At 64.5% G+C, this 22,230-nt stretch carries 14 protein-coding genes; 6 read left to right on the forward strand and 8 right to left on the reverse strand.

Going from position 1 to position 22,230, the window contains the following annotated elements; translation table 11 throughout:
- The first annotated feature begins 3 nt into the window (after nt 1-3).
- The 5 genes from VNW74_RS29650 (at nt 4) to VNW74_RS29670 (ending at nt 5,507) form a co-directional block, all read left to right on the forward strand.
- Complete coding sequence (locus tag VNW74_RS29650) at nt 4-789, forward strand: enoyl-CoA hydratase-related protein (protein ID WP_325683567.1); 786 nt, start codon at nt 4-6, stop codon at nt 787-789.
- Nucleotides 790-808: 19 nt separating this feature from the next.
- The gene (locus VNW74_RS29655; protein ID WP_325683569.1) at nt 809-1,558 is read left to right on the forward strand and encodes an SDR family NAD(P)-dependent oxidoreductase; all 750 of its coding nucleotides are present in this window, start codon (nt 809-811) and stop codon (nt 1,556-1,558) included.
- Nucleotides 1,555-3,366 (forward strand): CoA-transferase, encoded by a 1,812-nt coding sequence (locus tag VNW74_RS29660; RefSeq protein WP_325683571.1) that lies wholly within the window; start codon nt 1,555-1,557, stop codon nt 3,364-3,366. Before VNW74_RS29655 ends, VNW74_RS29660 begins: the two co-directional genes overlap by 4 nt.
- Nucleotides 3,367-3,784: 418 nt before the next feature.
- Nucleotides 3,785-5,047, forward strand: a complete 1,263-nt coding sequence (locus tag VNW74_RS29665) for a hypothetical protein (RefSeq protein ID WP_414686822.1) — start codon at nt 3,785-3,787, stop codon at nt 5,045-5,047.
- A gap of 46 nt (nt 5,048-5,093) precedes the next feature.
- On the forward strand, nt 5,094-5,507 hold the full coding sequence (locus VNW74_RS29670) for a hypothetical protein (protein WP_325683573.1): 414 nt from the start codon (nt 5,094-5,096) through the stop codon (nt 5,505-5,507).
- 152 nt (nt 5,508-5,659) lie between these two features.
- Here the strand turns inward: VNW74_RS29670 and mmsB are convergent, their stop codons facing one another.
- The 3 genes from mmsB to VNW74_RS29690 are packed head-to-tail and all read right to left on the reverse strand — an operon-like array spanning nt 5,660 to nt 9,275.
- Nucleotides 5,660-6,544, reverse strand: coding sequence for a 3-hydroxyisobutyrate dehydrogenase (mmsB, locus tag VNW74_RS29680; RefSeq protein WP_325683575.1), 885 nt, complete (start codon nt 6,542-6,544; stop codon nt 5,660-5,662).
- A gap of 21 nt (nt 6,545-6,565) precedes the next feature.
- Entirely contained in the window at nt 6,566-7,741 is a 1,176-nt protein-coding gene (locus VNW74_RS29685) for an acyl-CoA dehydrogenase family protein (RefSeq protein ID WP_325683577.1), read from the reverse strand.
- Nucleotides 7,742-7,754: 13 nt separating this feature from the next.
- On the reverse strand, nt 7,755-9,275 hold the full coding sequence (locus VNW74_RS29690) for a CoA-acylating methylmalonate-semialdehyde dehydrogenase (RefSeq protein ID WP_325683579.1): 1,521 nt from the start codon (nt 9,273-9,275) through the stop codon (nt 7,755-7,757).
- 155 nt (nt 9,276-9,430) lie between these two features.
- Between VNW74_RS29690 and acs the strand changes: the two genes are divergently transcribed.
- Nucleotides 9,431-11,407, forward strand: a complete 1,977-nt coding sequence (gene acs / locus VNW74_RS29695) for an acetate--CoA ligase (RefSeq protein ID WP_325683581.1) — start codon at nt 9,431-9,433, stop codon at nt 11,405-11,407.
- 22 nt (nt 11,408-11,429) lie between these two features.
- Here acs and VNW74_RS29700 read toward each other — a convergent pair whose 3' ends face one another.
- From VNW74_RS29700 to VNW74_RS29720, 5 genes are all read right to left on the reverse strand, one after another.
- A complete protein-coding gene (locus VNW74_RS29700) occupies nt 11,430-12,254 on the reverse strand; it encodes a helix-turn-helix transcriptional regulator (RefSeq protein ID WP_325683583.1) in 825 nt (274 codons plus the stop codon).
- A gap of 166 nt (nt 12,255-12,420) precedes the next feature.
- On the reverse strand, nt 12,421-13,551 hold the full coding sequence (locus VNW74_RS29705; protein ID WP_325683585.1) for an alpha-hydroxy acid oxidase: 1,131 nt from the start codon (nt 13,549-13,551) through the stop codon (nt 12,421-12,423).
- A 52-nt stretch (nt 13,552-13,603) separates the two neighbouring features.
- Entirely contained in the window at nt 13,604-17,074 is a 3,471-nt protein-coding gene (locus VNW74_RS29710; protein ID WP_325683587.1) for an indolepyruvate ferredoxin oxidoreductase family protein, read from the reverse strand.
- Between the two features lie 212 nt (nt 17,075-17,286).
- Nucleotides 17,287-20,793, reverse strand: a complete 3,507-nt coding sequence (car, locus tag VNW74_RS29715; protein ID WP_325683589.1) for a carboxylic acid reductase — start codon at nt 20,791-20,793, stop codon at nt 17,287-17,289.
- An 81-nt stretch (nt 20,794-20,874) separates the two neighbouring features.
- Entirely contained in the window at nt 20,875-22,113 is a 1,239-nt protein-coding gene (locus VNW74_RS29720) for a cytochrome P450 (protein ID WP_325683591.1), read from the reverse strand.
- Nucleotides 22,114-22,230 lie beyond the last annotated feature (117 nt).

The following is a 22,230-nucleotide window of genomic DNA, read 5'->3' on the forward strand; positions in this document are numbered from 1 at the left end:
CGCATGGACCTGACCGATGTGTTGTACGAGGCCGCCGACGGCGTCGCGCGGATCACGATCAACCGGCCGGAGAAGTACAACGCCTTCCGGGAGGAAACGCTCGACGACCTGATCGCGGCGTTTTCGGCCGCCGAGGCCGACCCCACTGTCGGCGTCATCGTGCTGACCGGGGCGGGCGAGAAGGCATTCTGCTCGGGCGGTGACATCGCATGGGAAGACGCCTCCGACCCGGTCGGGGCGGCACGAATGAACCGACGCACCAGCAATCTGTCGCTGATCATGCGCGGCTGCGGCAAGCCGATCATCGCGCGGGTCAAGGGATATGCCGTCGGGGGCGGCAACGAGTTGCAGATGTTGTGCGATTTGACCATCGCCTCCGAGGACTCCAAGTTCGGGCAGGCGGGGCCGAAGATGGGCAGCGTGCCGGTGTGGTGGGGCACCCAGCTGCTTCCGCGCATTGTCGGCGAGCGGCGCGCGCGTGAGATCGTAATGCTCTGCCAACGGATTCCGGCTGGTGAGGCTGTGGAAATGGGCCTGATCAACAAGGTTGTTCCCGCCGAAGAACTCGATAAGGCCGTGGATGAGTGGTGCCAGCAACTGCTGGCGCTGAGCCCGCAGGCACTGCGGGTCGCCAAGATCTCACTGAACTTTGAAAGCGACCAGTTGTGGCCGTCCGTGCAGCACGGCCAGCAGATGATCAATTTCATCCACGGCACCGCGGAGTTCCACGAGGGCACACAGGCATTCCTGCAGAAGCGTGCCCCCGACTTCGCCCAGTTCCGGAAATAACTCTTAGGAAGGTAACGAAGTGAATTGCAACGGCAAAGTGGCCATCGTCGTTGGTGGCGGAAGCGGCATCGGCCGCGCCACCGCCGAACTGTTCGCCGCCCAAGGAGCCAGCGTGGCCGTCGCCGACGTCAAGAAGTCGGGAGCCGCAGAAACGGCGGAGATCGTGCGCTCCTCGGGGGGAAAAGTGTCCGAACACGTCTGCGACATCACCCGTCCCGAACAGGTCGATCTGTTGATCAGCGAGGCCCTCGAGGCGCACGGCCGCCTGGACATGGTGACCAGCACCGTGGGGTGGTCGGACACGACATTTTTCGCTCAGGAAGACGAGACTTATTGGCGCAAGATCGTTGATATCAACCTGATGGGCTCAATCTTTCTGTCCCGCTCCGCGTTACGCGTGTTCAGCGAGCAGAAATCCGGTTCGATTGTGCTCACCAGTTCCGACGCCGGCAAGGTCGGCACCATGGGCGAGACCGTCTATGCCGCGGCCAAGGCGGGTGTGATCGGGTTCGTCAAGTCGTTGGCGCGCGAGATCGCCCGAGACGGTATCCGCATCAATGCGATCTCGCCCGGGCCCACCGACACGCCGCTGCTTCGCGCGCAGTCCGATCAGCACGTCATCGCAAAGATGATCAAGGCGGTGCCGCTGAAGCGGATGGGCACTGCGGCCGAGCAGGCCGGGCCCATCGTGTTTTTGGCATCCGACGCTGCGAGCTACATCACCGGCCAGACACTCAGCGTCAGTGGTGGATTGACGATGACGTCGTGACTGCACCCGGTGGCAGCCGCGAAGTTCATTTTGACCTGCCGATCAACGAGGGAACGTCGAAGCTGCTGGATCTGGGTGAAGCAATCGAGCGTTTCGTGCGGCCCGGTGCGACAGTGCACATCGGCTATTCCGACGCGCGGCCCAACGCGGCGCTGCAAGAGCTGACCCGCCGCTTCGCCGGCCGCAATCCCGAATTCACCATCGTTTCGGCGGGTTTGGTCAATCTTCAGCATGCTTTGATCGAGCTGGGGCTGGTGCGCAAACTCATCGTCTCCTTCGCCGGGGAGAATTACCCGGTGGCCCGGCCCAACCCGGCACTGGTGCGCGCCATCGCCGCGGGCCGTGTCGAGATCGAGCACTGGTCGCTATGGGCGTTGATCGCGCGGCTCACCGCTGCCGCGTTGGGTGTCTCGCATTTCCCCGTGCAATCGATGCGGGGCAGCTCGATGGGCGATGAGGCGGCGCGCCGCGGCGAACTCATTGATGTCCCCGGCGACGCGGGTGGTTCGACGTGTCTGGTCAGCGCCTTGCGCCCTGATGTGGTGTTCGTGCACGGCGCCGCCGCCGATGAGTTTGGCAACATCGTGCTCGCCGCGCCCTACGGCGAAGGGCAGGTGGGGGCGCTCGCGGCCAGCGGCGGTGTCATCGCGACGGTGGAAAAGGTGGTGTCCACCGAGGAGATTCGTGCACACAACACGTTGACCCGCATCCCCGGCCACGTGGTGCGCGCGGTCTGCGAAGCGCGTTACGGCGCCCATCCGTACGGGTTCAACAATCCGGGCATCGCGGGCGTCGACAGCTACACCGAGGACGCCGATTTCATGGCCGCAACGCTCAAAGCCGCCAAAACCCCGGAGTCGTTTCGCGACTACATCAGCGAGTGGATATTGGCGCTGCCAGGCCACGAGCGGTACCTGACCAAGCTGGGTAGTCAACGGCTCGCGGGTTTGCGCCGCAGCACGCCGGGCGGGCAGACCGTTGTCCGGGTGCCGACCGATAGCAGCCCGAACGCACTTGAGACCCAAGTCGTTGTCACCGCGCGACGGCTCGAACAGGCTGTGCGGGTGCGCAAGCACCATGCCATTCTCGCCGGGGTCGGTCTGGCCAATCTGGCCGCCTGGCTGGGCGCGCGCCGGTTGCGCGAGGCAGGTGTGGACATTGAGCTCATGGCCGAGATCGGCTTATTCGGCTACACCCCCGGCCCCGGGGAGCCGTTCATCTTCGCCGGGCAAAACGTTCCCAGCAACAAACTGCTCACCGACGTGATGAGCGTGTTGGGCACCTACGTCTCGGGTCCGGCAACAAAGTGCATCGGCCTGGTCGGAGCGGGCCAGATCGACGGCGCCGGGGCGATCAACTCAACCTACGCCGACGACGGCAAGTTCATCGTGGGATCCGGGGGCGCAAATGACGTGCTCAGCGCGGCTGACGAGGTCATCGTCACGGTGTCACACCAGCGCGAACGGCTCGTCGAGGCCGTGCCCTACGTCACCTCGCCTGGACAACGGGTGCGCACCATCGTGACCGATCTGTGCGTGTTCGACCGCGCCGAAGGCGACTCACCCTTTGAACTGACCGCGCTGTTACCGGCGGCGGGGCATGATCCGGAGACCGCGCTCGGCGAAATTCAGTGCCGCACCGGGTTCAGCTACACGGTGGCACCACGGCTGACCCTCGAGCCGGCGCCCACCCCGGCCGAACTTGATGTTCTGCGCGCCTACGATCCCGACCGGTTGTTTCTGCGCGATCGGCGCGCGACGTCCGCGCCGGCCGCCGCCTCAGCGGTGCCCGTCCACCCAGGTTCATGACGGCGCCCTGTGCAGCTTCGTACATTTTTGTCGCTGGTCAGGCCGGTTCAGGGTACGGAGTCATGTTGCTGCCCACCCTGATCCTGGCGCGCCGAGCACGCACACTACCCGGCATGCGGGCTGCTCAGGTCCCCGCGTCGGAAACAATGTGTCAATTGTGAGCAGGCGCTTAGTCCAACGGCAGTAATCTCACCGCATGGCCACCGAAAGAGACCACCGAAAGTTTCCGCGGTGCGAACTGACAACGCATGGGTATTTGAAAATTAGTGTGACCGCAATACTCCTGGCAATGTTTTCTTCGGGGAAAACGTTGTGTTGGGGGAAGAGGGTGTTAGCGGTCGCGTTGTTCTCGGGCACCGCATTCGGCCTAGCCACCTTATCCTCCTATCTACCCGGCACGGGGACATCGTCTCTGGGGATGGCGGTGGCGGCGGCTGACCCGTGTGGTGATCGCTGCGGAGACGGCGGCGACGGGCAAGGCTCCTACGGTCCGGATACCTCCGGTTTTCAGCCGCAGGGCATGCCCAATCAGTTGCCGGATTATCAAACCGGCGCCAACTCCGGAAACCCTGCCCCAGACCAAGCTGTCAGCCACGTCACCCAACAAGCCGGACAGCAAGGCGCCACTCAGGCCGCGAGCCAAGGACTACCGAAGCCACCACCACCGGATTCATGGTCGGGGCAAATCACCAACACCCCCGACCCCACGAGGCCGAACGCCAACAATGCATTGACCATGGCGCAGCTGGTGCAAAGCGTTTACGATCCGGCCAATCCTCTGCCCGGAGGCTGGTCGCAGCTCAGTTCGGCGCAGGTGGAGCAACTCACCGGAATCAACCCGGACAACATGGCCTCCGGTGTGCACGTCGGCGTGCTCACCGACGGCGCTGGGCACTATGTAGGTTCGTTCGCCGGGGCCGAAAACCAGTTCGATGACGCTGCGGTGGTTGTTGAGGAAGTCGGGGGCAACCCACCCCAGTACCAGATGGCTGTCCAGGTCATGCACGGCCTGCTCAACAACTTCGGCGCCGGAAACGTCGCCGCCACCGGACATTCCATGGGCGGTGGAGAAGCTGCCGCCGGGGCCCTCCACAACGGCACCACCGCCATCACCTTCGAAGCCCAAGGGCTGTCGCCCGGCTACCTGCAAAGTCTCGGAATGGACCCCCAAGCAACCTTCGCTCAAGCCGCCGACGGACAAGTCCAGCACTACTTCATCGAAGGCGAATTTGCCACCGCTCTACAACGCGAAATACCAGTAGTCAACGGCCTACCCAACGCCCCCGGCCTGAACTACTCACTCCCCTTTGTCACCACCGACCCCGTTACCGGAGCCACCAGCATTTCCCCCGTCGGCCCGCTTGAGCAAGCCCATAACATCGCCGCCGTCATAGATTCGTTGGCACAACCAGGGGTGGAACCTCAGTTGGTGTTCACGCAGCCCATCCCGGGCGAAAAAGCCGCCGAAGACGTTTTTAATGCTGTCGCTCCAGTTGTCGCACTACCCATCGCCGAAGCCGTTCTCAGCGACCTAACACCACCACCACCAGCAGCGCCAGCGCCAGCGCCAGCAGCGCCGGCAGCGCCAGCCGCGCCGGCACCAGCACCAGCGCCAGGGGCGCCGGCACCAGCACCAGCGGCGCCGGCACCAGCGCCAGCGGCGCCAGCGCCAGTACTATAAAGAATAAAAAGGAAATCGAAAGAATAAATAAAGAGGAAATCGCATAATGAGGCACGTCAAGAAAATCGGTGCCACCGCCATAACCGCCGCGGGACTAATTGCGGCCCCTATCGCTAACGCCGGGGCACACAACGTCACCTACACCTTGTGGGTGGATGGCCCGGCCCCGAACGGCTTCAGTGTCAGCTACGTAGCTAATGATCCGGTCGATCAGCAAAGCCCTCCCCGTGGCGGCGATTCCAATTTGTTTTTGTCGCCCGGTCAGGTCTGGACGCGTGACACCACTATGGACGACCCGACTCAGTGGGCCTACATGGTGGCGGTTTACAAGTACGCGAACGCCAATCCGGTCGGTACACACTGCGAAATTAGAGTCGATGGAGTGGTGGAAGCCACCGGCGTAAGCGTCTGTTCGATTCGGCAGCTGAATGCCGGAAGCGGTCCGCCTGGGACTATGTGAGAGCGGATTTTTGGCGTCAGCCGCAATTTTTCGCGCGGTCTGATCTGGGAGGGTGTCGCAGGTGTTCGCCGACATCGGAATGGTTGCTGGCGAATCGCGGGCCCTGGTGTTATCGATCGACGCATTGCGGCGCAACGCCGGCGACTTCTGATTCAGGTGCCGCGCAGCGCCTCGATCACCGCGCTGAAGTCCTTGTCGGCGTGGTCGGCCGCGAACTTGGCGTAGATTTCTGCGGCGTGGCTGCCCAGCGGCGCCGCCGAGCCGGTTGACGTTACCGCATCCATCGCCAGACCCAGGTCCTTGTTCATCAGCGCGGTCGCGAAGCCCGGCTTGAAGTCGTTGTTGGCCGGTGACGTCGGCACCGGGCCCGGTACCGGGCAATTGGTGTGCACCGCCCAGCAATTGCCGGTTGCGCCGGTGATGACGTCGAACAATGACTGCGCGGTTAGCCCCAGCTTTTCGGCCAGCACGAACGCCTCGCCGATCGCGATTTGATGCACCGCCAGCACCATGTTGTTGCACACCTTGGCGGCCTGACCGGCACCGGCCGCGCCGCAGTGAATGATCTTGCCCGCCATAGGCTCCAGCACCGGTCGTGCTCGCTGCACCGCGGACTCATCGCCGCCCACCATAAACGCCAGAGTCCCGGCGGCCGCACCCTTCACCCCGCCCGAAACCGGCGCGTCCAGCTGGGAAACGCCGTGCGACTCCGCCTGCGCGTGCACCTCGCGGGCATCGCTGACCGAGATGGTGGAACTGTCGATGAACAACGCACCGGCCCGCGCGGCAGGCAGCACCTCGGCATAGCAGCGCTTGACGATGTCTCCGTTCGGCAGCATGGTGATGACCACGTCGGCCTCGGTGACGGCGTCGACAGTGCTGTCGAATACGGTGGCGCCGTTGGCGACCGCGGCAGCCGCCGCCGCGGGAACCGGGTCGAACCCGCGCACGGCATGGCCGGCGCTGATCAGATTCGCCGCCATCGGCCCGCCCATGTTGCCCAAACCTAGGAAGGCGATCGTGAAAAGTTCACTCATCTCGGACCTCTGACAGCCTTTCTAACTGGTGGCGCGAAACCGCGCGGCCTCGGCGCGGCCGATGACCACCCGCATTATCTCGTTGGTCCCTTCCAGGATCCGGTGCACCCGAAGATCGCGGACGATCTTCTCCAGACCGTACTCGCGCAGGTAGCCATAGCCCCCGTGCAGTTGTAACGCCCTGTCCGCGACGTCAAAGCACGTGTCGGTGACATAGCGTTTGGCCATCGCGCACAGCTCGACCTTGTCGGCATCGCCGTCGTCTAATGCACTCGCGGCCCGCCACAACAATATTCGCGATGTCTCAAGCCCAGTGGCCATGTCGGCCAGGGTGAACCGGATGGTGGGCTCGTCGAGCAGGGGAGAACCGAATGCCTGCCGCTCGCGTACATAGGCTCCCGCTTTGTCGAAGGCTGCCTGCGCGCCGCCGAGCGAGCACGCCGCGATATTGAGCCGCCCCCCGTTGAGGCCGTTCATCGCGATGCCGAAGCCGGCACCCTCGCCGTCCGCGCCGCCCAACATCGCGTCGGCGGGTATCCGCACCCCGTCCATGATCACCTGCGCGGTCGGCTGCGCATGCCAGCCCATCTTATCTTCCAGCGCGCCGAAACTCAGTCCCGGAGTCCCCTTTTCGATGATGAAGGCCGATATGCCGCGTGGGCCTGGTTGTTCTGGGCCTCCCGTTCGTGCCAGCACCACGTAGACATCCGAGGCTCCCGCGCCCGAAATGAACTGCTTTACACCGTCGAGCACGTAATCGCCGCCTTGCTTGACGGCGCGGGTGCTCAATGCGCTGGCGTCGGATCCGGCGCCGGGCTCGGTCAGGCAATAGCTGGCGATGGCATCCATCGGGGCCAGCCGCGGAATCCATCCCTTGCGCTGCTCGTCGGTGCCGAAGGCGTCGATCATCCACGCGCACATGTTGTGGATGGATAGGAATGCGGCGGTCGCCGGGTCGGCGATGGCCAACTGCTCGAAAATCCGGACCCCGTCAAGTCGACGCAGCCCGCTGCCGCCGACGTCATCGCGGCAGTAGATTGCCGCCATGCCGAGCTCGGCGGCCTCACGCAATACGTCGACCGGAAAATGCTCGGTGGCATCCCATTCCAGGGCGTACGGGGCAAGGCGTTTGGCGGCGAACGCGGCTGCCGTCTCGGTGATGACCCGTTCGTCGTCGTTCAGGGTAAGAAACTGCATACAGCCCCCAGCCCTAATTCATGGTCGGGATGACGAATTCGGCACCGTCTTTGATGCCGGATGGCCACCGCGACGTGACGGTCTTGGTCTTGGTGTAAAACTGGATCGACGCCGGACCGTGTTGGTTGAGGTCACCGAAGCCGGAGCGCTTCCAGCCGCCGAAGGTGTGATAGGCCACCGGGACCGGGATCGGCACGTTGACACCGACCATGCCCACCTGCACTCGTGAGATGAAATCGCGCGCGGTGTCGCCGTCGCGGGTGAAGATCGCCACTCCGTTGCCGTACTCGTGCTCCGACGGCAGCCGCAACGCCTCCTGGTAGTCATGGGCCCGCACCACGCACAGGACGGGTCCGAAGATCTCGTCGGTGTAGATCGACATGTCGGGGGTGACGTGGTCGAACAGGGTCGGCCCAATGAAGAAGCCGCTTTCCAAACTCGCGTCGCCATATGCCAGGTCGTCGCTGGCTCGATCGCGGCCGTCGATGACAATGTCTGCGCCCGCGGCCACACCCTGGTCGATGTAATCGCGCACCCGGGTTAGCGCGGCGTCGGTGACCAAGGGGCCGTAGTCGGCCTTGGGATCAAGACTGTGGCCAACCCGCAGGTTGTTGATCCGCTCAACGAGCCTGGCGCGCAACCGTTCCGCGGTTTGCTCGCCGACCGGCACCGCGACGGATATCGCCATGCAGCGTTCGCCGGCGCTGCCGTAGCCGGCGCCGATCAGCGCGTCGACGGCCTGGTCGAGGTCCGCGTCGGGCATCACGATCATGTGGTTCTTGGCACCGCCGAAGCATTGCGCGCGCTTGCCGTTGGCTGCGGCAGTCGAGTAGATGTAGTGGGCGATGTCGGAGCTGCCGACGAAGCCGACCGCTTTGATGTCGGGGTGGTTCAAGATGGCGTCGACGGCCTCCTTGTCGCCGTGCACGACCTGGAATACGCCGGCCGGCAGGCCGGCCTCGATGAATAGCTCGGCCAGCCGCACCGGGACCGACGGGTCACGCTCAGAAGGCTTGAGCACGAACGCATTTCCGCAAGCGAGGGCGGGACCGGCCTTCCACAGCGGGATCATCGCCGGGAAGTTGAACGGGGTGATCCCGGCGACCACGCCCAGGGGCTGGCGCAACGAGTACACGTCGATGCCCGGACCGGCGCCTTCGCTGTACTCGCCTTTGAGCAGGTGCGGGATCCCGATGCAAAACTCGATCACCTCGATACCGCGCTGGATGTCGCCGCGCGCATCGGCCACCGTCTTGCCGTGCTCAAGGGACAGCAGCTCGGCCAGCTCATCGTTGTGGTCGTTGACCAGCTCGACGAATCGCATCATCACCCGCGCGCGCCGCTGCGGATTCCATGCGGCCCAGTCCTTTTGGGCCTCGACGGCGGAGGCCACCGCAGCGTCGACGTCAGCCGACGAGGCCATCGGAACTTTCGCCTGCACCTGACCGGTGCTGGGGTTGAAGACATCAGCGGTACGGGTGGATTGGCCCGCGATGCGCTTCCCATCGATGAAGTGCGGGATCTGTGTGGTCATTGGGTGTCCTCGAATGCACAAGAAGGAGCGACTGGGTTACTAGGATATCCTAGTATCTGCGGGTGATGCTGGCAAGTCGGGTTAGCCGGAGCAGGCCTGGCTCAAGCACCCGCGCACGAATCCTGAACAGTAGTCGAGTTGAAAGGCCCACTTGTATGTCCGAGACTGTGTCCGAGACGCACGCCGCGGTCCCGTCGGCCTACCCGCCGCCTTCGGCGTTTGCCGCGCAGGCCAACGCCACCGACGACCTCTACCGCCAGGCCGAGCAGGATCGACTGGCCTTTTGGGCCGAGCAGGCCAATCGGCTGTCCTGGGACACGCCGTTCGCCGAGGTGCTGGACTGGTCTGAGGCCCCGTTCGCCCGCTGGTTTATCGGAGGCAAGCTCAACGTCGCCTACAACTGTGTTGATCGCCACGTCGAAGCCGGAAACGGGGGTCGGGTGGCGATCTACTGGGAAGGCGAACGGGTCGGCGACAGCCGCGCGATCACCTATTCGGAGCTACTGGCCCAGGTGTGCAAGGCCGCCAACGCGTTAACGGATCTGGGGCTGGTCGCCGGGGACAGGGTCGCGATTTACATGCCGATGGTGCCCGAAGCCATCATCTCGATGCTGGCTTGTGCGCGGATGGGTGTGATGCACAGCGTGGTGTTCGCGGGGTTCTCGGCGACGGCGCTGAAGGCCCGGATCGCAGATGCCCAAGCCAAACTCGTGATCACCACCGACGGCCAGTTTCGACGCGGGCAGGCGGCGTCGCTGAAGTCATCCGTCGATGAGGCTGTGGCAGGACAAGACTGCGTCGAGCACGTGCTGGTGGTGCAGCGCACGGGAATTGAAACACCGTGGACGCAGGGCCGCGACCTGTGGTGGCACGACACTGTCGCGGTGGCCGCCGGCGAGCACACCGCCGAAGCCTTCGACGCCGAGCATCCGCTGTTCCTGCTGTATACATCGGGGACCACCGGTAAGCCCAAAGGCATCATGCACACCTGCGGCGGGTACCTGACGCAGGCGTCCTACACGCATTCCACCGTGTTCGACATCAAGCCACAAACCGACGTGTACTGGTGCACGGCCGATATCGGCTGGGTGACCGGCCACACCTACATCGTGTACGGGCCGCTGTCCAACGGTGCCACCCAGGTTGTCTATGAGGGGACACCGGCGTGGCCCACCGAGCACCGCCACTTTGAAGTGATCGAAAAGTACGGTGTCACTATCTATTACACGGCACCAACGCTGGTCCGGACATTCATGAAGTGGGGCCGGGAGTTTCCCGACGCGCATGACTTGTCCAGCCTGCGGCTGCTGGGCTCAGTGGGCGAGCCGATCAACCCTGAGGTGTGGCGCTGGTACCGGGATGCACTGGGCGCCAACCGAACTCCGATTGTCGATACCTGGTGGCAGACCGAGACCGGGGCCGTCATGATCTCGCCGCTGCCCGGAGTCAGCGCGGCCAGGCCGGGCTCGGCGATGAAGCCGCTGCCGGGGATCTCGGCGAAGGTCGTCGACGAGGAGGGCACCGAGCTAGTGCCCGGCGCCGACGAAGGCGAGCACGTCACAGGTTACTTGGTGCTGGATCAGCCGTGGCCGTCGATGCTACGCGGCATCTGGGGTGACCCCGACCGTTACAAGCAGACGTACTGGTCGCGCTACGCCGAAAGGGGCTGGTATTTCGCCGGTGACGGCGCCCGGGTCGACTCCGACGGCTCGATCTGGCTGCTTGGTCGCATCGACGATGTCATGAACGTCTCGGGCCACCGGATCTCGACGACTGAGGTGGAATCGGCGTTGGTCGCGCATTCCGGGGTGGCCGAAGCCGCCGTCGTGGGCGCAAGTGACGAGACCACTGGCCAGGGCATCTGCGCGTTCGTCATGCTCACCGTCGACGCACACCGCAGCGGTGCCGACATGGTCGACGAATTGCGCGAGCAGGTCGCCAGGGAGATCGGCAAGATCGCCCGGCCGCGTGAGATCCATGTGGTGCCCGAACTGCCCAAGACCCGCAGCGGCAAGATCATGCGTCGCCTGCTGCGCGACGTCGCCGAGGGACGCGAACTCGGCGACACGTCAACATTGCTGGATCCCACCGTGTTTGAGGAGATCCGGGCCGGTAAGTCGCCGCTGGCTTGACGGTGTGCGCCCCTGGTCAGACCTACCAGGGCGGTGATGAGTCGTGCCTGGACGCGAATTCTTTAAGCACGCGTAGGCCGCATTGGGTGGGGATTCCGTCGGCCTGCATCGTCACGAGAAATTGATCGTCGCAGCCCTCGATGCGGAACCGGCAGTAGTACAGGTCCAGCTTGCCTGCGGCGGGATGGTCGAGCAGAAGGCTACCCTCGCCCGCGGGGTTGACATCACTTTCCCACACGTCGCGAAACTGCGGTCGCTCCCGCGAGATGTCGCTGATCATCCGAGTCCACGACGCATCGGGGGGATCCTCGGCGGTCAGCTTTCTGGCCCACGCCGCGACGACTCCTTCGACGGCGGCGGGGTTGCGAATCATGCGGTAGGTGTTGGCGTCGAGATACGTTGCGCGCAGCACGTTGGTGCCGCCGTCGAACATCGGCGAAAGCACCCGGGCGATGGGGTTTGAGGACAGCACGGTGAGTCGCTTGTCACAGATAAAGGCCGGGGTCAGCTCCCAGCTGTCCAACAGCGCCATGAGTTGCGGGTGCACCGTCGCGCCGCTGCCGGCCCCCATGATGGCGATGATTCTGCCCAGCTCGGCGGCCTCGTCGTCAGTGAGGTCGAGGACCTCGATCAGTGCGCGCAGCACCTGCTCGGACGGGGGGTTGTCGGCTCCGTTTTCCAGATGCTCGTAGTCGGCCAGGGGCACCCCGACCGCCGTGGCGACGTCGGCGCGTAGCAGAGAGTCCGCGGAGGCCCGTTGCTGCGTGTCGAGCAGGAGCATCTCCGGTCGCAGTAATTGACGTTTCATGCGCAGAAACTTGGCCAGCTCGGCACCCGGTTTCGCCACTGCGACCTCCGTTGTCTTGCGCTCAGGGCCCTCGGACGTGTGCTACACCACACTGCGCTTTGGGACATGAGACAGTCAAGCAACGATAGTGCCTCGGCAGACCCCCAGGATGGGGTTCAGACGACGACTGGTTGGGCGGGGTTTGCCCGCCGGGCCCGCTGCGTGGTCACCCGTCGGGAAAGACCAGGCTGCGGTCGATTGACTCAATTGTCGGCCGGCCCGCCAACGCCATCGCCATATCGAATTCGGTGCGGAACACGTCGATGATGGCGCTCACGCCGCGAGCGCCGTCGGCGGCCAGTCCCCACCAATAGGGCCGGGCCACCAGCACCGCGCGGGCGCCGAGGGCCAGCGCCTTGAGGATGTCCGCGCCCCGGCGTATACCGCCATCGACGAGCACCTCGGCGCGGTCGCCGACGGCGTCAACGACCCGGGGTAATACGTCGGCTGTGGCGGGAGTGTCGTCGAGTTGTCGCCCACCGTGGTTGGATACCACGATCGCGTCGGCTCCCTCGTTGATCGCCGCGTTGGCGTCTTGGACGGTCAGGATGCCTTTGACCACCATCGGCCCGGGCCACTGGTGCCGCAGCCAACGCAGTTCGCTCCACTGGGCCGCGGGGTTGGTCAGCTCGTCATTAACCCATTTCATCAGTGCCATCCCCCTGGCGCTGGGTGCGAGCGTCTTGAAGTTGACGAAGGTGATCTCAGGTCCGCGCAGCAAATGAGTTGCCCAGCGCGGGTGGCGCGCGCCCTGATAGAGATTGGCCGGGGTGATTCGGGGAGGAATGCTCATCCCGTTGCGGATGTCGCGCTCGCGGCGGCCCAGCAGCGGCACGTCGACGGTGACCACAAGGGTCGAGTATCCGGCCGCCAGGGCCCGGGTGATCACGTGCTCAAGGGCCTTGCGGTCCCGCCATGGATAGACCTGCAACCATAGATCTCCGCTGCCGGCGTCGGCGATCTGCTCCACGGTGAATGCTGTTGACGCGCTTACCACGAAGGGAATGCCGGCGGCTCCGGCGGCCTGGGCCACCTCGAGATCGGCGCGCCGGTGCACAAGGCGCTGCAGCCCGGTGGGTCCTAGCAGCAGCGGCATCGGTAGCGGCCGTCCAAGCACGGTGGTCTCCGTCGAGCGCTTGCTGACGTCGACCTGCTGGCGCGGATACAACCGCAGCTGGGCGAAGGCATCCTGGTTGTGGTGCATGGTTGTCTCATCGCCGGCGGCGCCGTCGGCGTAGTCGAACACGAATTGGGGGAGCCGACGTCGGGCGATCTGCCGGAAGTCGGCTATTGTCACCGGGTTTGGGATGGCCGTCGCTCCTTTCGGCACTGGTGCGGCGCGGGGTTGCTCACCGGATCGACGCGTTAGCGAATTCGTCGAGGTAGCGCTGCTGTGCGGCCATCGCCCGTTGTGCCGATTGGTCCTTGACCGAGTCGTAGCCGCGGATCATCTCTGGCACCGACGCGATCTGGACTGCCGCGTCGTAGTTGTGTTCGTTGAGATCGGCTAGCAGGTTGAGGATTTGGCACTCGTAGTCGTCGATGCGCTGCCGTTCCGCGCGCCGGTGTGCGGTCTTGCCGAAGACGTCCAGCCAGGTGCCACGTACTCTGCGAAGAGCCGCGAGCACGGTGAATGCCGGCTGGACGGCACCGAAGGGCAACTCGAATTTGCGCGCGCGGCCCGACAAGGGATCACGGGGGTTCAGCAGCTGGGGCGCCAGGTTTACCTTGATGCGGAAATCGCCATCGAACTCGTTGTGCAGCTGCTGCTTAAACGACGGGTCCTTATACAGCCGGGCCACTTCGTATTCGTCTTTGTAGGCCATCAGCTTGAACAGGTAGGTGGCCACCGCCCTGGTCAGCTCGCCGTCGTGGCGCCCGATGTGCTGCTCGGCGGCGCGGACCTGATCGACCACGCCGCGGTAACGCTGGGCGTATGCCCGGTTTTGGTAGCTCACCAGCCTGTCGGTGCGGTCAGTGATGATCTCGTCCACTGACGGTGGTTGGGTGCTGGGCTGATGCGCGGCGACGGCGGTGCGCACCGCATCGAGCGATCCGTCGCCGACGACAAGTAGGCGTCCCAGTCGCAACGCCCGCAAATTCTTTTCGACACTGACGCCGTTGAGTTTGATCGCTTCTTCGATCGCCTTGACGCTGATGGGCAGCAGTCCTTTCTGCGCGGCGACGCCGATCAGCAGCACGTTGGAGTAGATCTCATCACCGAGTGCGGCCACCGCCAGCTCATTGGCTTCCACGACCTCGAAGCGTCCGGTTGTGGCGCTGCGCAGGGTGTCGAGCATGTGTTGGTCGGCGAGGTTGAGGTCGGGATTGTCGGCGAAGGCGATGGTGGGCTTGACGTCGCGGTTGACCACCAGGCTGGTGCGGTCGGGGTCGTAGAGTTCCAGGGTCGACGCGGCAGAGGCCACCACGATGTCTCCGCCGATGACCAGGTCGGCCGCGCCGGGCGCAACGCGCGGCGACAGTTGGGCTTCCGAGAGCGCGCTGATCCGGACGTGGCTTTGGACGCTGCCGTTTTTCTGTGCCATCCCGGTCTCGTTGAGCACCGAGACGAACCGGCCCTCGATGAACGCGGCCCTGCCGATGATCGCGCCGATCGTCAGCACACCGCTGCCGCCGATGCCGCCCACCACGATGTCGTAGGTCGGCTGGTTTTCGCCGGCCAGGACCGGTTCGGGCAAAGGCGGCTCCGCGCCCAGCGATTCGATTCCTGGCACCTGCCGGACACGTGGCGTGGCCCCATACAAAGTCACGAAGCTGGGGCAGTAGCCGTCGACGCAGCTGAAGTCCTTGTTGCACGAGGATTGGTCGATCCGGCGTTTTCGACCCAGCGACGTTTCGAGCGGTTCGACCGAGATGCAATTCGACACCGCATTGCAGTCACCGCAGCCCTCGCACACCTCGGGGTGGATGTATGCCCGTTTGTCGGGGTCAACGGCCCGGCCGCGTTTGCGGTGCCGGCGCAGCTCGGCCGCGCATTCCTGGTCGTAGATCAACACGGTCACCCCAGGGACCGTGGCCAGCTCGGACTCGACCTGAAGAAACTTCTTGCGGTGCACCACCTTGACTCCGCGCGGCACAGCGCCGCGGCGGCGCACCCGGCGAGGGTCCTCGGTGACCACTACGACCTTAGCCGCGCCCTCGGCAAGGGCGAGGCGGCTGATCGCGGACGTGTCGAGGTCGCCCGGAATGGCTTGGCCGCCCGTCATCGCGATGAAGCCGTTCACCAGAATTTTGAACGTGATGTTGACCCCGGCCGCGACCGCAGCGCGCAGCCCTAACGAACCGGAATGCGAAAAGGTGCCATCGCCGACGTTTTGGAACATATGGGTGCGGTCAGCGAACGGCGACATCCCGACCCACATGGCGCCCTCGCCGCCCATGTGGTGCAGGATTTCTGTTTGGCGGCCTTGCATTTCGCGCATGGTGGCCATCGCATGGCAACCGGTACCGCCGAGATTCATGTGCCCTTCGGGCACCCGCATCGAGGTGCTGTGCGGGCAGCCCGAGCAAAAGCCCGCCGCTCGGACCAGCCCTCCACCGGCGGGGGTGAGCGGCAAGGTGCGTAGTTTCAGCGACTCGGGGGCCCGGGTCTGAAGTCCAATACCGAAGCGCTCCAACCGATTCCGCAACACTGTAGCGACGATCTGGGCGTTCATCCCGCTGACCTCCGGCACCAGCGGGGCGCCACGTTCATCGCACTTGCCGACGATTAGTGGTCGGTGTGATTCCGGCAGCCGGTTTGCCAGTCGGTTGAGTTGATCCTCGATCAGCGGGTGTTTGGGCTCGACGACGATGACCTCGTCGAGGCCCCGCATGAACCCCAGGGCGCCCTCCTCTTCGAGGGGCCACACCAGGCCGAGCTTGTACACGGTAATACCGGCTGCTGCCGCAGCGCTTTCGGTCAGTCCGAGCCGCTGCAGGGCGTCGATCACGTCGAGAAACGCCTTGCCGGCGACAACGATCCCGACCCGACGTTCGGGTCCAGCTATGGCGATCCGGTTCAGGGCATTGGCGCGCGCGAAGCGAGCGACCGCGGGAATGCGCCGACGCCGGATATCGTCTTCGATTTCCAGCAGGCCTTTACCGAGCTGGATGGGGGGCGGTTCGTCGCCCTCCGGGACGACTAGCGTTGGCAGACGGCCGAGGTCGATCGTGGCCGCGGCGTCGACCAGGTCGTTGAGGCAGATCATGCCGACCCACAGTTTGCTGTAGCGCGACAACGCCCACCCTGCCAGGCCGAAGGTGAGGAATTCCTGCAACGTCGCCGGACTCAGGATGGGCATGCCCATGTGCAGAAACAGCGTTTCGCTTTGTTGGGCGGTCACGGTGCTGCGGGCCTCGTGGTCGTCGCCTGCCAGCGCCAGCACACCACCCAGGCGTGCGGTGCCGAAGTAGTTCGCGGTGCGCATCGCGTCGGTCGAACGTTCGACACCGGGCCCCTTGCCGTACCAGAGGCCAAACACGCCGTCGAAGCGTGTGCTCACCCCGCCGGTATTGAGGTTTTGCGCACCCCAGATCGCCGTCGCGGCGAGGTCTTCGTTGATCGCCGGGTTGAACTGCACGCCCAACGCCGCCAACTGTGACCGCTGTTGGCGAAGCAGCGAGTCCAGTCCGCTCAGGGGAGAGCCTGGATAACCCGTAACGTAACCGGCTGTGCTGTGACCTGCAGCGGCGTCGATCTTGCGTTGAATGGCCGGCAGTCTGGCCAGGATGTCCGTGCCGGTGAGGTAAGCCTGACCCGATGTGCAGTCCAATTCGTCGAGTGCGACGTCGTGTTGGTGGCCTTTGGGTGTCGGCATTTCTGGAAATCGGCCTCTTCGTCGTCGGGACACCAGACCACACCCACCTCGACACCGTTGCCGGCGGCGGCCTGCTGCACGGTGGGCCGTGACCTCTCGATGTGCTGGTGGCCGTGAGACGACCGGCTACCTCTTCGCCACGATCGCCCCACGGATCACCCAACTGTATACGGGATACCGTGTACGGGCAAGTGACTACGTTCTGGGGTGCGTCAAAGCAGCCCGAGAAGCTCAAGGTTGGTGATGTATTTCTCGATGATCGGCGCGGTGACGTGCGGAATGCCGCCGAGAGAGCCGATCTGCGCGGCGTCGACCGCCGCACGGAACCGCCCCGCCGGAGCGACCGAGCCTCGAACGGGCTTCTGCGGCTGCCGGTAGGCATGCATCAGGGGCAATAATGAGTTGTCGCGCTGGCGATCTGGCAGGGCATGCAACGCGCGCTGGAAACGCTCGCGCCATTGGTCGAAGTCGGCGACCCGACGGATCTCGTATCCGGCGTCGATAAGCCAATCGACATACTCGTCGAGTCCGATGCCGTCGTCATGGGGATTCATCACGTGATAGGTTTCGTGACCCTTTACCAATTGTCCGCCAAGGACGCAGATCGCCTCGGCGATGAAATCCACCGGCAATCCGTCGTAATGGGCATTTTGGCGCTGGCCGCTCGAGTCGACTTCGTAGAACGACGCGGGCGCCAGCCCGGTGGCCACGAGACTGAGCATCAAACGGGTGAACATATCCGGCAGGTTCAGCTGACCGTCGTATTGGGTGTCGGCGAGGATCATGTCGCAGCGGAACACCGCGACCGGCAGCCCGAACGCCTCGTGTGCCTCGCGCAGCAGGACTTCGCTGGCCCACTTGCTGGTTCCGTAGCCGTTGGCGTAGCTGTCATCAAGTTTGCGAGTCGGGCAGATCTGGCGGATGTCGGCGTCCTCCACAAACGCCGATGAGCCGATCTGATCGGCCAGGCCGCCCGTCGACACATAGCTGTAGGGCTTGATTCTGGTGGTGAGCGCGAGCCGGATCAGCTCGGCGGTGCCCACCACGTTAGGGCCGAACAACTGGCTGTAGGGCAGGACGTGATTTACCAGAGCCGCGGGGTCGACGATGAGATCAACGGTGGCACACAAGCGTTGCCAGGTCGGTTGATCAAGGCCGAGGTTGGCTTGTGCTTTGTCTCCTGCGACGACCTCGAGGCGCCCGGCCAGGCCTCGGTAGTGCGCCAGCAACTGTTGATCGCCGCCGTCGAAGATGTTGTCGAGGCGTGCGCGGGCGGCCGCAGCGTCCTTACCGCGCACCAGGCAGATCAGTGTGCCGTCGACAGCGGCGAGTCGTTGCAACCAGGCCAAGGCCAGGAACCGGCCGAGGAAGCCGGTGGCGCCGGTGAGCAGCACGGTCCGCACCTGACCGTGTGGGCGAGGCTGCGACGTCGCTGCGGTCAGCACCGCGGTCTCGATGAACTTCTCAAGGCGAAGATCGGCCGCCGCCACCTCGGCTGCACTGTCTGGGTGCACCGAGCCGAAGCCGGGACGTTTGTCGCCCGAGGCCCGCTGGTCCTCGACGTAGTCGGCCAGCGCCCGCAAGTCGCTGGTCGGGCTGACTAGGACGCTGACCGGGATATCCACATCGAAGATGTCATTGAGCAGTTTGGCGAATGTCAACGCCGACAACGAATCTCCCCCGATGTCGGTAAAGTGCACGTCGGGCCCCAACTCGGCGGTCGCGGTGCCTAGCAGTGTTGCTGCGGCTCGGGCGATGGTGTCGACGACGGGTCGGTCGGCGACAGCGTGCCGCAGCTCGCGCAGCTCGCCGGTCTGCGCGGCAGCCAGCTCGGCGTAGAGCCGCTCCAAGTCCTGGCCGTAGCGCTCACGCAGCTTGGGCCGCGCCAGCTTGCGCAGTCCGGTGAGCAGACCGTTTTCCAGTGTGAAGGGCTGCTGCTCGATGATGAAGTCGCGTGGAATCTCATACGATTGCAGGGCCGCCGCTTTGGCAACCTCTTGCAGCGACCGACTGATCTGCTGCTTCAACGAGACCGCGTCAAATCGCTGCAACGCGGTGTCGGTGGGCACGATCACCGCCAAAAGGTAAGGGCGGCCGCTGTTTCCGTAGACGTAAAGCTGGCGCACAAACGGGCTGTTGGTGAACGCCGCCTCCAGCTTGGCGACGGGCACAAACTCGCCCTGGGACAGCTTCAGCACGTTGTTTCGCCGGTCGACGTAGCTGATCCGATCCGGCCCTGTCGCGGCGACAATGTCTCCGGTCCGATAGTAGCCATCGCTATCGAACACCTCAGCGGTCACATCGGGGCGCTTGTAGTAACCGGGAAACATGACCTGCGTCTTCACCAGGAGCTCACCACGCGGGTGGGGGAGATCGGTTGAGAAGTAGCCCAATTCGGGCACGTCGACGAGTTTGTAGTCGATGACCTGTGGACGCAACGCGCGGCCGTTGACAAACAGCAAGCCGCACTCGGTCGCGCCGTAGCCGTCGATGAGGTCAGCGTCGAGAAGCGATTCGACAAACTCTTTGAGTTCGCCCGAGATTGGGGCCGAGCCTGTCATCGCCGACAACACCCGCCCGCCAAGCTGGAGCCGCCGAAGTTCGGCGATCACCTCGGCTTGCACCGCTGCGGTGTCGGCGTCCTTGACACGCCGTCGGTCCAGCTCAGCGCGGAACCCATCCAACAGCATGTCCCAGATTCGCGGCACAAAGTTCAGTTGGGTCGGGCGCACCAAGGCCAGATCGTCGAGCAAAGTGGACAGGTCGCTTTTGGCGACGAAATACGCGGTTCCGCCATTGCCGAGGGTTGCATAAAGGACCCCGCGCGCTGCGCCGTGGCTCATCGGCATGAAGTTCAGCGTTATCGACGGGACGGTTTCCTTGGCGAAAAAGGCCGACGAGCGCCAGAGATTGGCGACCGTACGGGCCGGGTACATGGCCCCTTTCGGGGCTCCGGTGCTGCCCGAGGTGTAGATCAGCAACGCCAAGCGATCGGCATCGCCGGACGGGATCGGCTGGTCGGATCGGGTGGTCGCGCCGCGCGCGCGGACGGTCGCCAGCGTCTCCACGGTAGCCGAATTGCCCAGCGCCTCAACGGCGGCGCACAACGCTTCGCGATGGTCGTCGACTTCGGAGTGGTAGTCGAAGACCACCAAATGGGTGTGGGTAGGCCGGCTGGACACCAGCTCGACGCCGACATCGAGATAGTCCATGCTGCAGGCGATGGTGGTTGGCTCGCATTCGGCGACGATCGCTTGCAACTGATGCGCGGGGGAGCCGGCCTGAAGGGGAACAGCCACCGCGCCGAGTTGGGTCAACGCGATGTCGATGGTGGCGTAGTCGATGCTGACAAAGCCCAACATGCAGACGCGGTCTCCCGAGCACACGCCGCCGGAGACAGTATTGGCTAGTGCGGCTGCGATCTGGCCGGCGCGCTTCCACAGTTCGCCGTAGCTGATGGTGTCGAATTGCGGCCGCAGCTGCGCCGAGGTGCGTCTGGTGGCCGGATCGCGGACGAATGCGACTGCGCGCTGCCCCAGCGCGGGACGCTCCGCGTAGCCCTCCATGGTCGCCCGCACGATCTGATGCAACGGCAAGTCCGGCTTGTTGATCGCTGCGGCGACCGCGGTGCTCGGCCGGGCCGCAGCGAATTGTTGATCGCTGGCATACATTTCGGCAATGCGACGTTGCCGGCGTTGCTCGCGAGTATCAAGTGTCATGGCTGTGCTCGGCGCCTTCACGCTGTCGCTGGGGGAGGGGCGGTTGTGCCAATTCGGAAGCCGCCTGGGCAGCGGAATGGCTTAGTGGGCGGCATGAAAGGTCATCGGGGCGTGGTGCCACCCAGTGCGTAGGACGCTGATCATCGGTGAGGCGGGGGCGGTCTGCTCGAAGCTGGGGAAGCGCGTCACGAGTTCGTGCAGCAGTGCGGTCGCCTCGCGGCGCGCGAAGGCTGCACCAATGCAGACATGCGTGCCGAATCCGAACGACGAGTGCTGCCCACGCATCGCCGTGATGTCGAAGACGTCGGCACGGTCGAACACTTCTTCGTCGCGGTTGGCCGATTCGTAGGCAAGGTAGACCCGTTGTCCAGGATGCAGCATCTGCCCGCCGAGCGAGGTCCGAACAACTACCGTTCGGAAGAACCCGCGCGCCGGGGTGATCCAGCGCAGCGATTCCTCGACCGCGGCGCTGGCCAGGCTCGGCTCGGCGGCCAGCCGGCGCAGTTGATCGGGGTGCTCGGCGAGCGTTAAGACCATGCCGGTCAGCAGTGAGCGCATCGTGTCGTTCCCGGCGCCCAACACGGTGATCAACAGCATCAGGACGTTGTCCGTCGTGATGGCAGTCGAGTTGGAGCTGGCGGCGATCAGGTAAGTCATCAGGTCATCGGCGGGATGGCGGCGTTTGTGCTCAACGTGTTCGGCCAGATAGGCGCCGAGTGGGGCGAAGTCCTCGTACACCTGAAGCAGCTCTTGGGCGCTCAGCGGGTAAGACAACTGCTCCATCGACTCGCTCCAGCGCCGAACCTGATCGACGTCGGACTGCGGGAGCCCTAGCAAGTCGAGGCCGACCATGATGGGGAGTCGCTGGGCGATCGTGACCCAGTCGACGCGTTCACCGTCGGGCAGTTGATCGACCAATGAGGCGGCAAAGGCGGCAATGCGTGCTTCGCGAGCATTGACCGCGCGCGCGGTGAATGCGGGGGCAAGCGCTTTGCGGAGCTCGGTGTGGCGCGGCGGATCGACCGTGGCGAGGAACTCGTCGCCGCGCTTGCCGAACATATCGGCCGAGCTGAGCTCGCCGAGGCGGATGCTGTTCACGTCAATGCCCTGGGCCGCCGAGAACCGGTCGAAATCGCGTGACACGGCGCGGATGTCGTGGTATTTCGCCAGGATCCAGGTGTCCAGCGGCCGGTACAGGTGCACCGGATCGGTGCGACGCAACTCGGCGAATGCGGCATGGGCAGCAAAGGTGTGGAAATGGGACTCACCGAGATGGATGCCGTCGTCGGCGACGGTCGACACATTCGTCAGGGATGACAAAGCTGATCACCCTCCCGGGTTTTGGATGAGTCTTGTATGTATTCCATATACTGTATACAGTGCCACGACACCGTGTGGATCACAAGGACCCGCGCACTGCGGTAAGGGAACGTGAAA

Source organism: Mycobacterium sp. (assembly GCF_035570115.1).
Lineage (GTDB): Bacteria > Actinomycetota > Actinomycetes > Mycobacteriales > Mycobacteriaceae > Mycobacterium.

What these genes read in the sequence shown, in the direction of transcription:
- VNW74_RS29710 (WP_325683587.1), bottom strand. Translation starts at nt 17,074, where the DNA reads ATGCCGACACCCAAAGGCCACCAACACGACGTCGCACTCGACGAATTG.
- VNW74_RS29665 (WP_414686822.1), top strand. Translation starts at nt 3,785, where the DNA reads ATGGCGGTGGCGGCGGCTGACCCGTGTGGTGATCGCTGCGGAGACGGC.
- VNW74_RS29670 (WP_325683573.1), top strand. Translation starts at nt 5,094, where the DNA reads ATGAGGCACGTCAAGAAAATCGGTGCCACCGCCATAACCGCCGCGGGA.
- VNW74_RS29690 (WP_325683579.1), bottom strand. Translation starts at nt 9,275, where the DNA reads ATGACCACACAGATCCCGCACTTCATCGATGGGAAGCGCATCGCGGGC.
- acs (WP_325683581.1), top strand. Translation starts at nt 9,431, where the DNA reads ATGTCCGAGACTGTGTCCGAGACGCACGCCGCGGTCCCGTCGGCCTAC.
- VNW74_RS29685 (WP_325683577.1), bottom strand. Translation starts at nt 7,741, where the DNA reads ATGCAGTTTCTTACCCTGAACGACGACGAACGGGTCATCACCGAGACG.
- mmsB (WP_325683575.1), bottom strand. Translation starts at nt 6,544, where the DNA reads ATGAGTGAACTTTTCACGATCGCCTTCCTAGGTTTGGGCAACATGGGC.
- car (WP_325683589.1), bottom strand. Translation starts at nt 20,793, where the DNA reads ATGACACTTGATACTCGCGAGCAACGCCGGCAACGTCGCATTGCCGAA.
- VNW74_RS29650 (WP_325683567.1), top strand. Translation starts at nt 4, where the DNA reads ATGGACCTGACCGATGTGTTGTACGAGGCCGCCGACGGCGTCGCGCGG.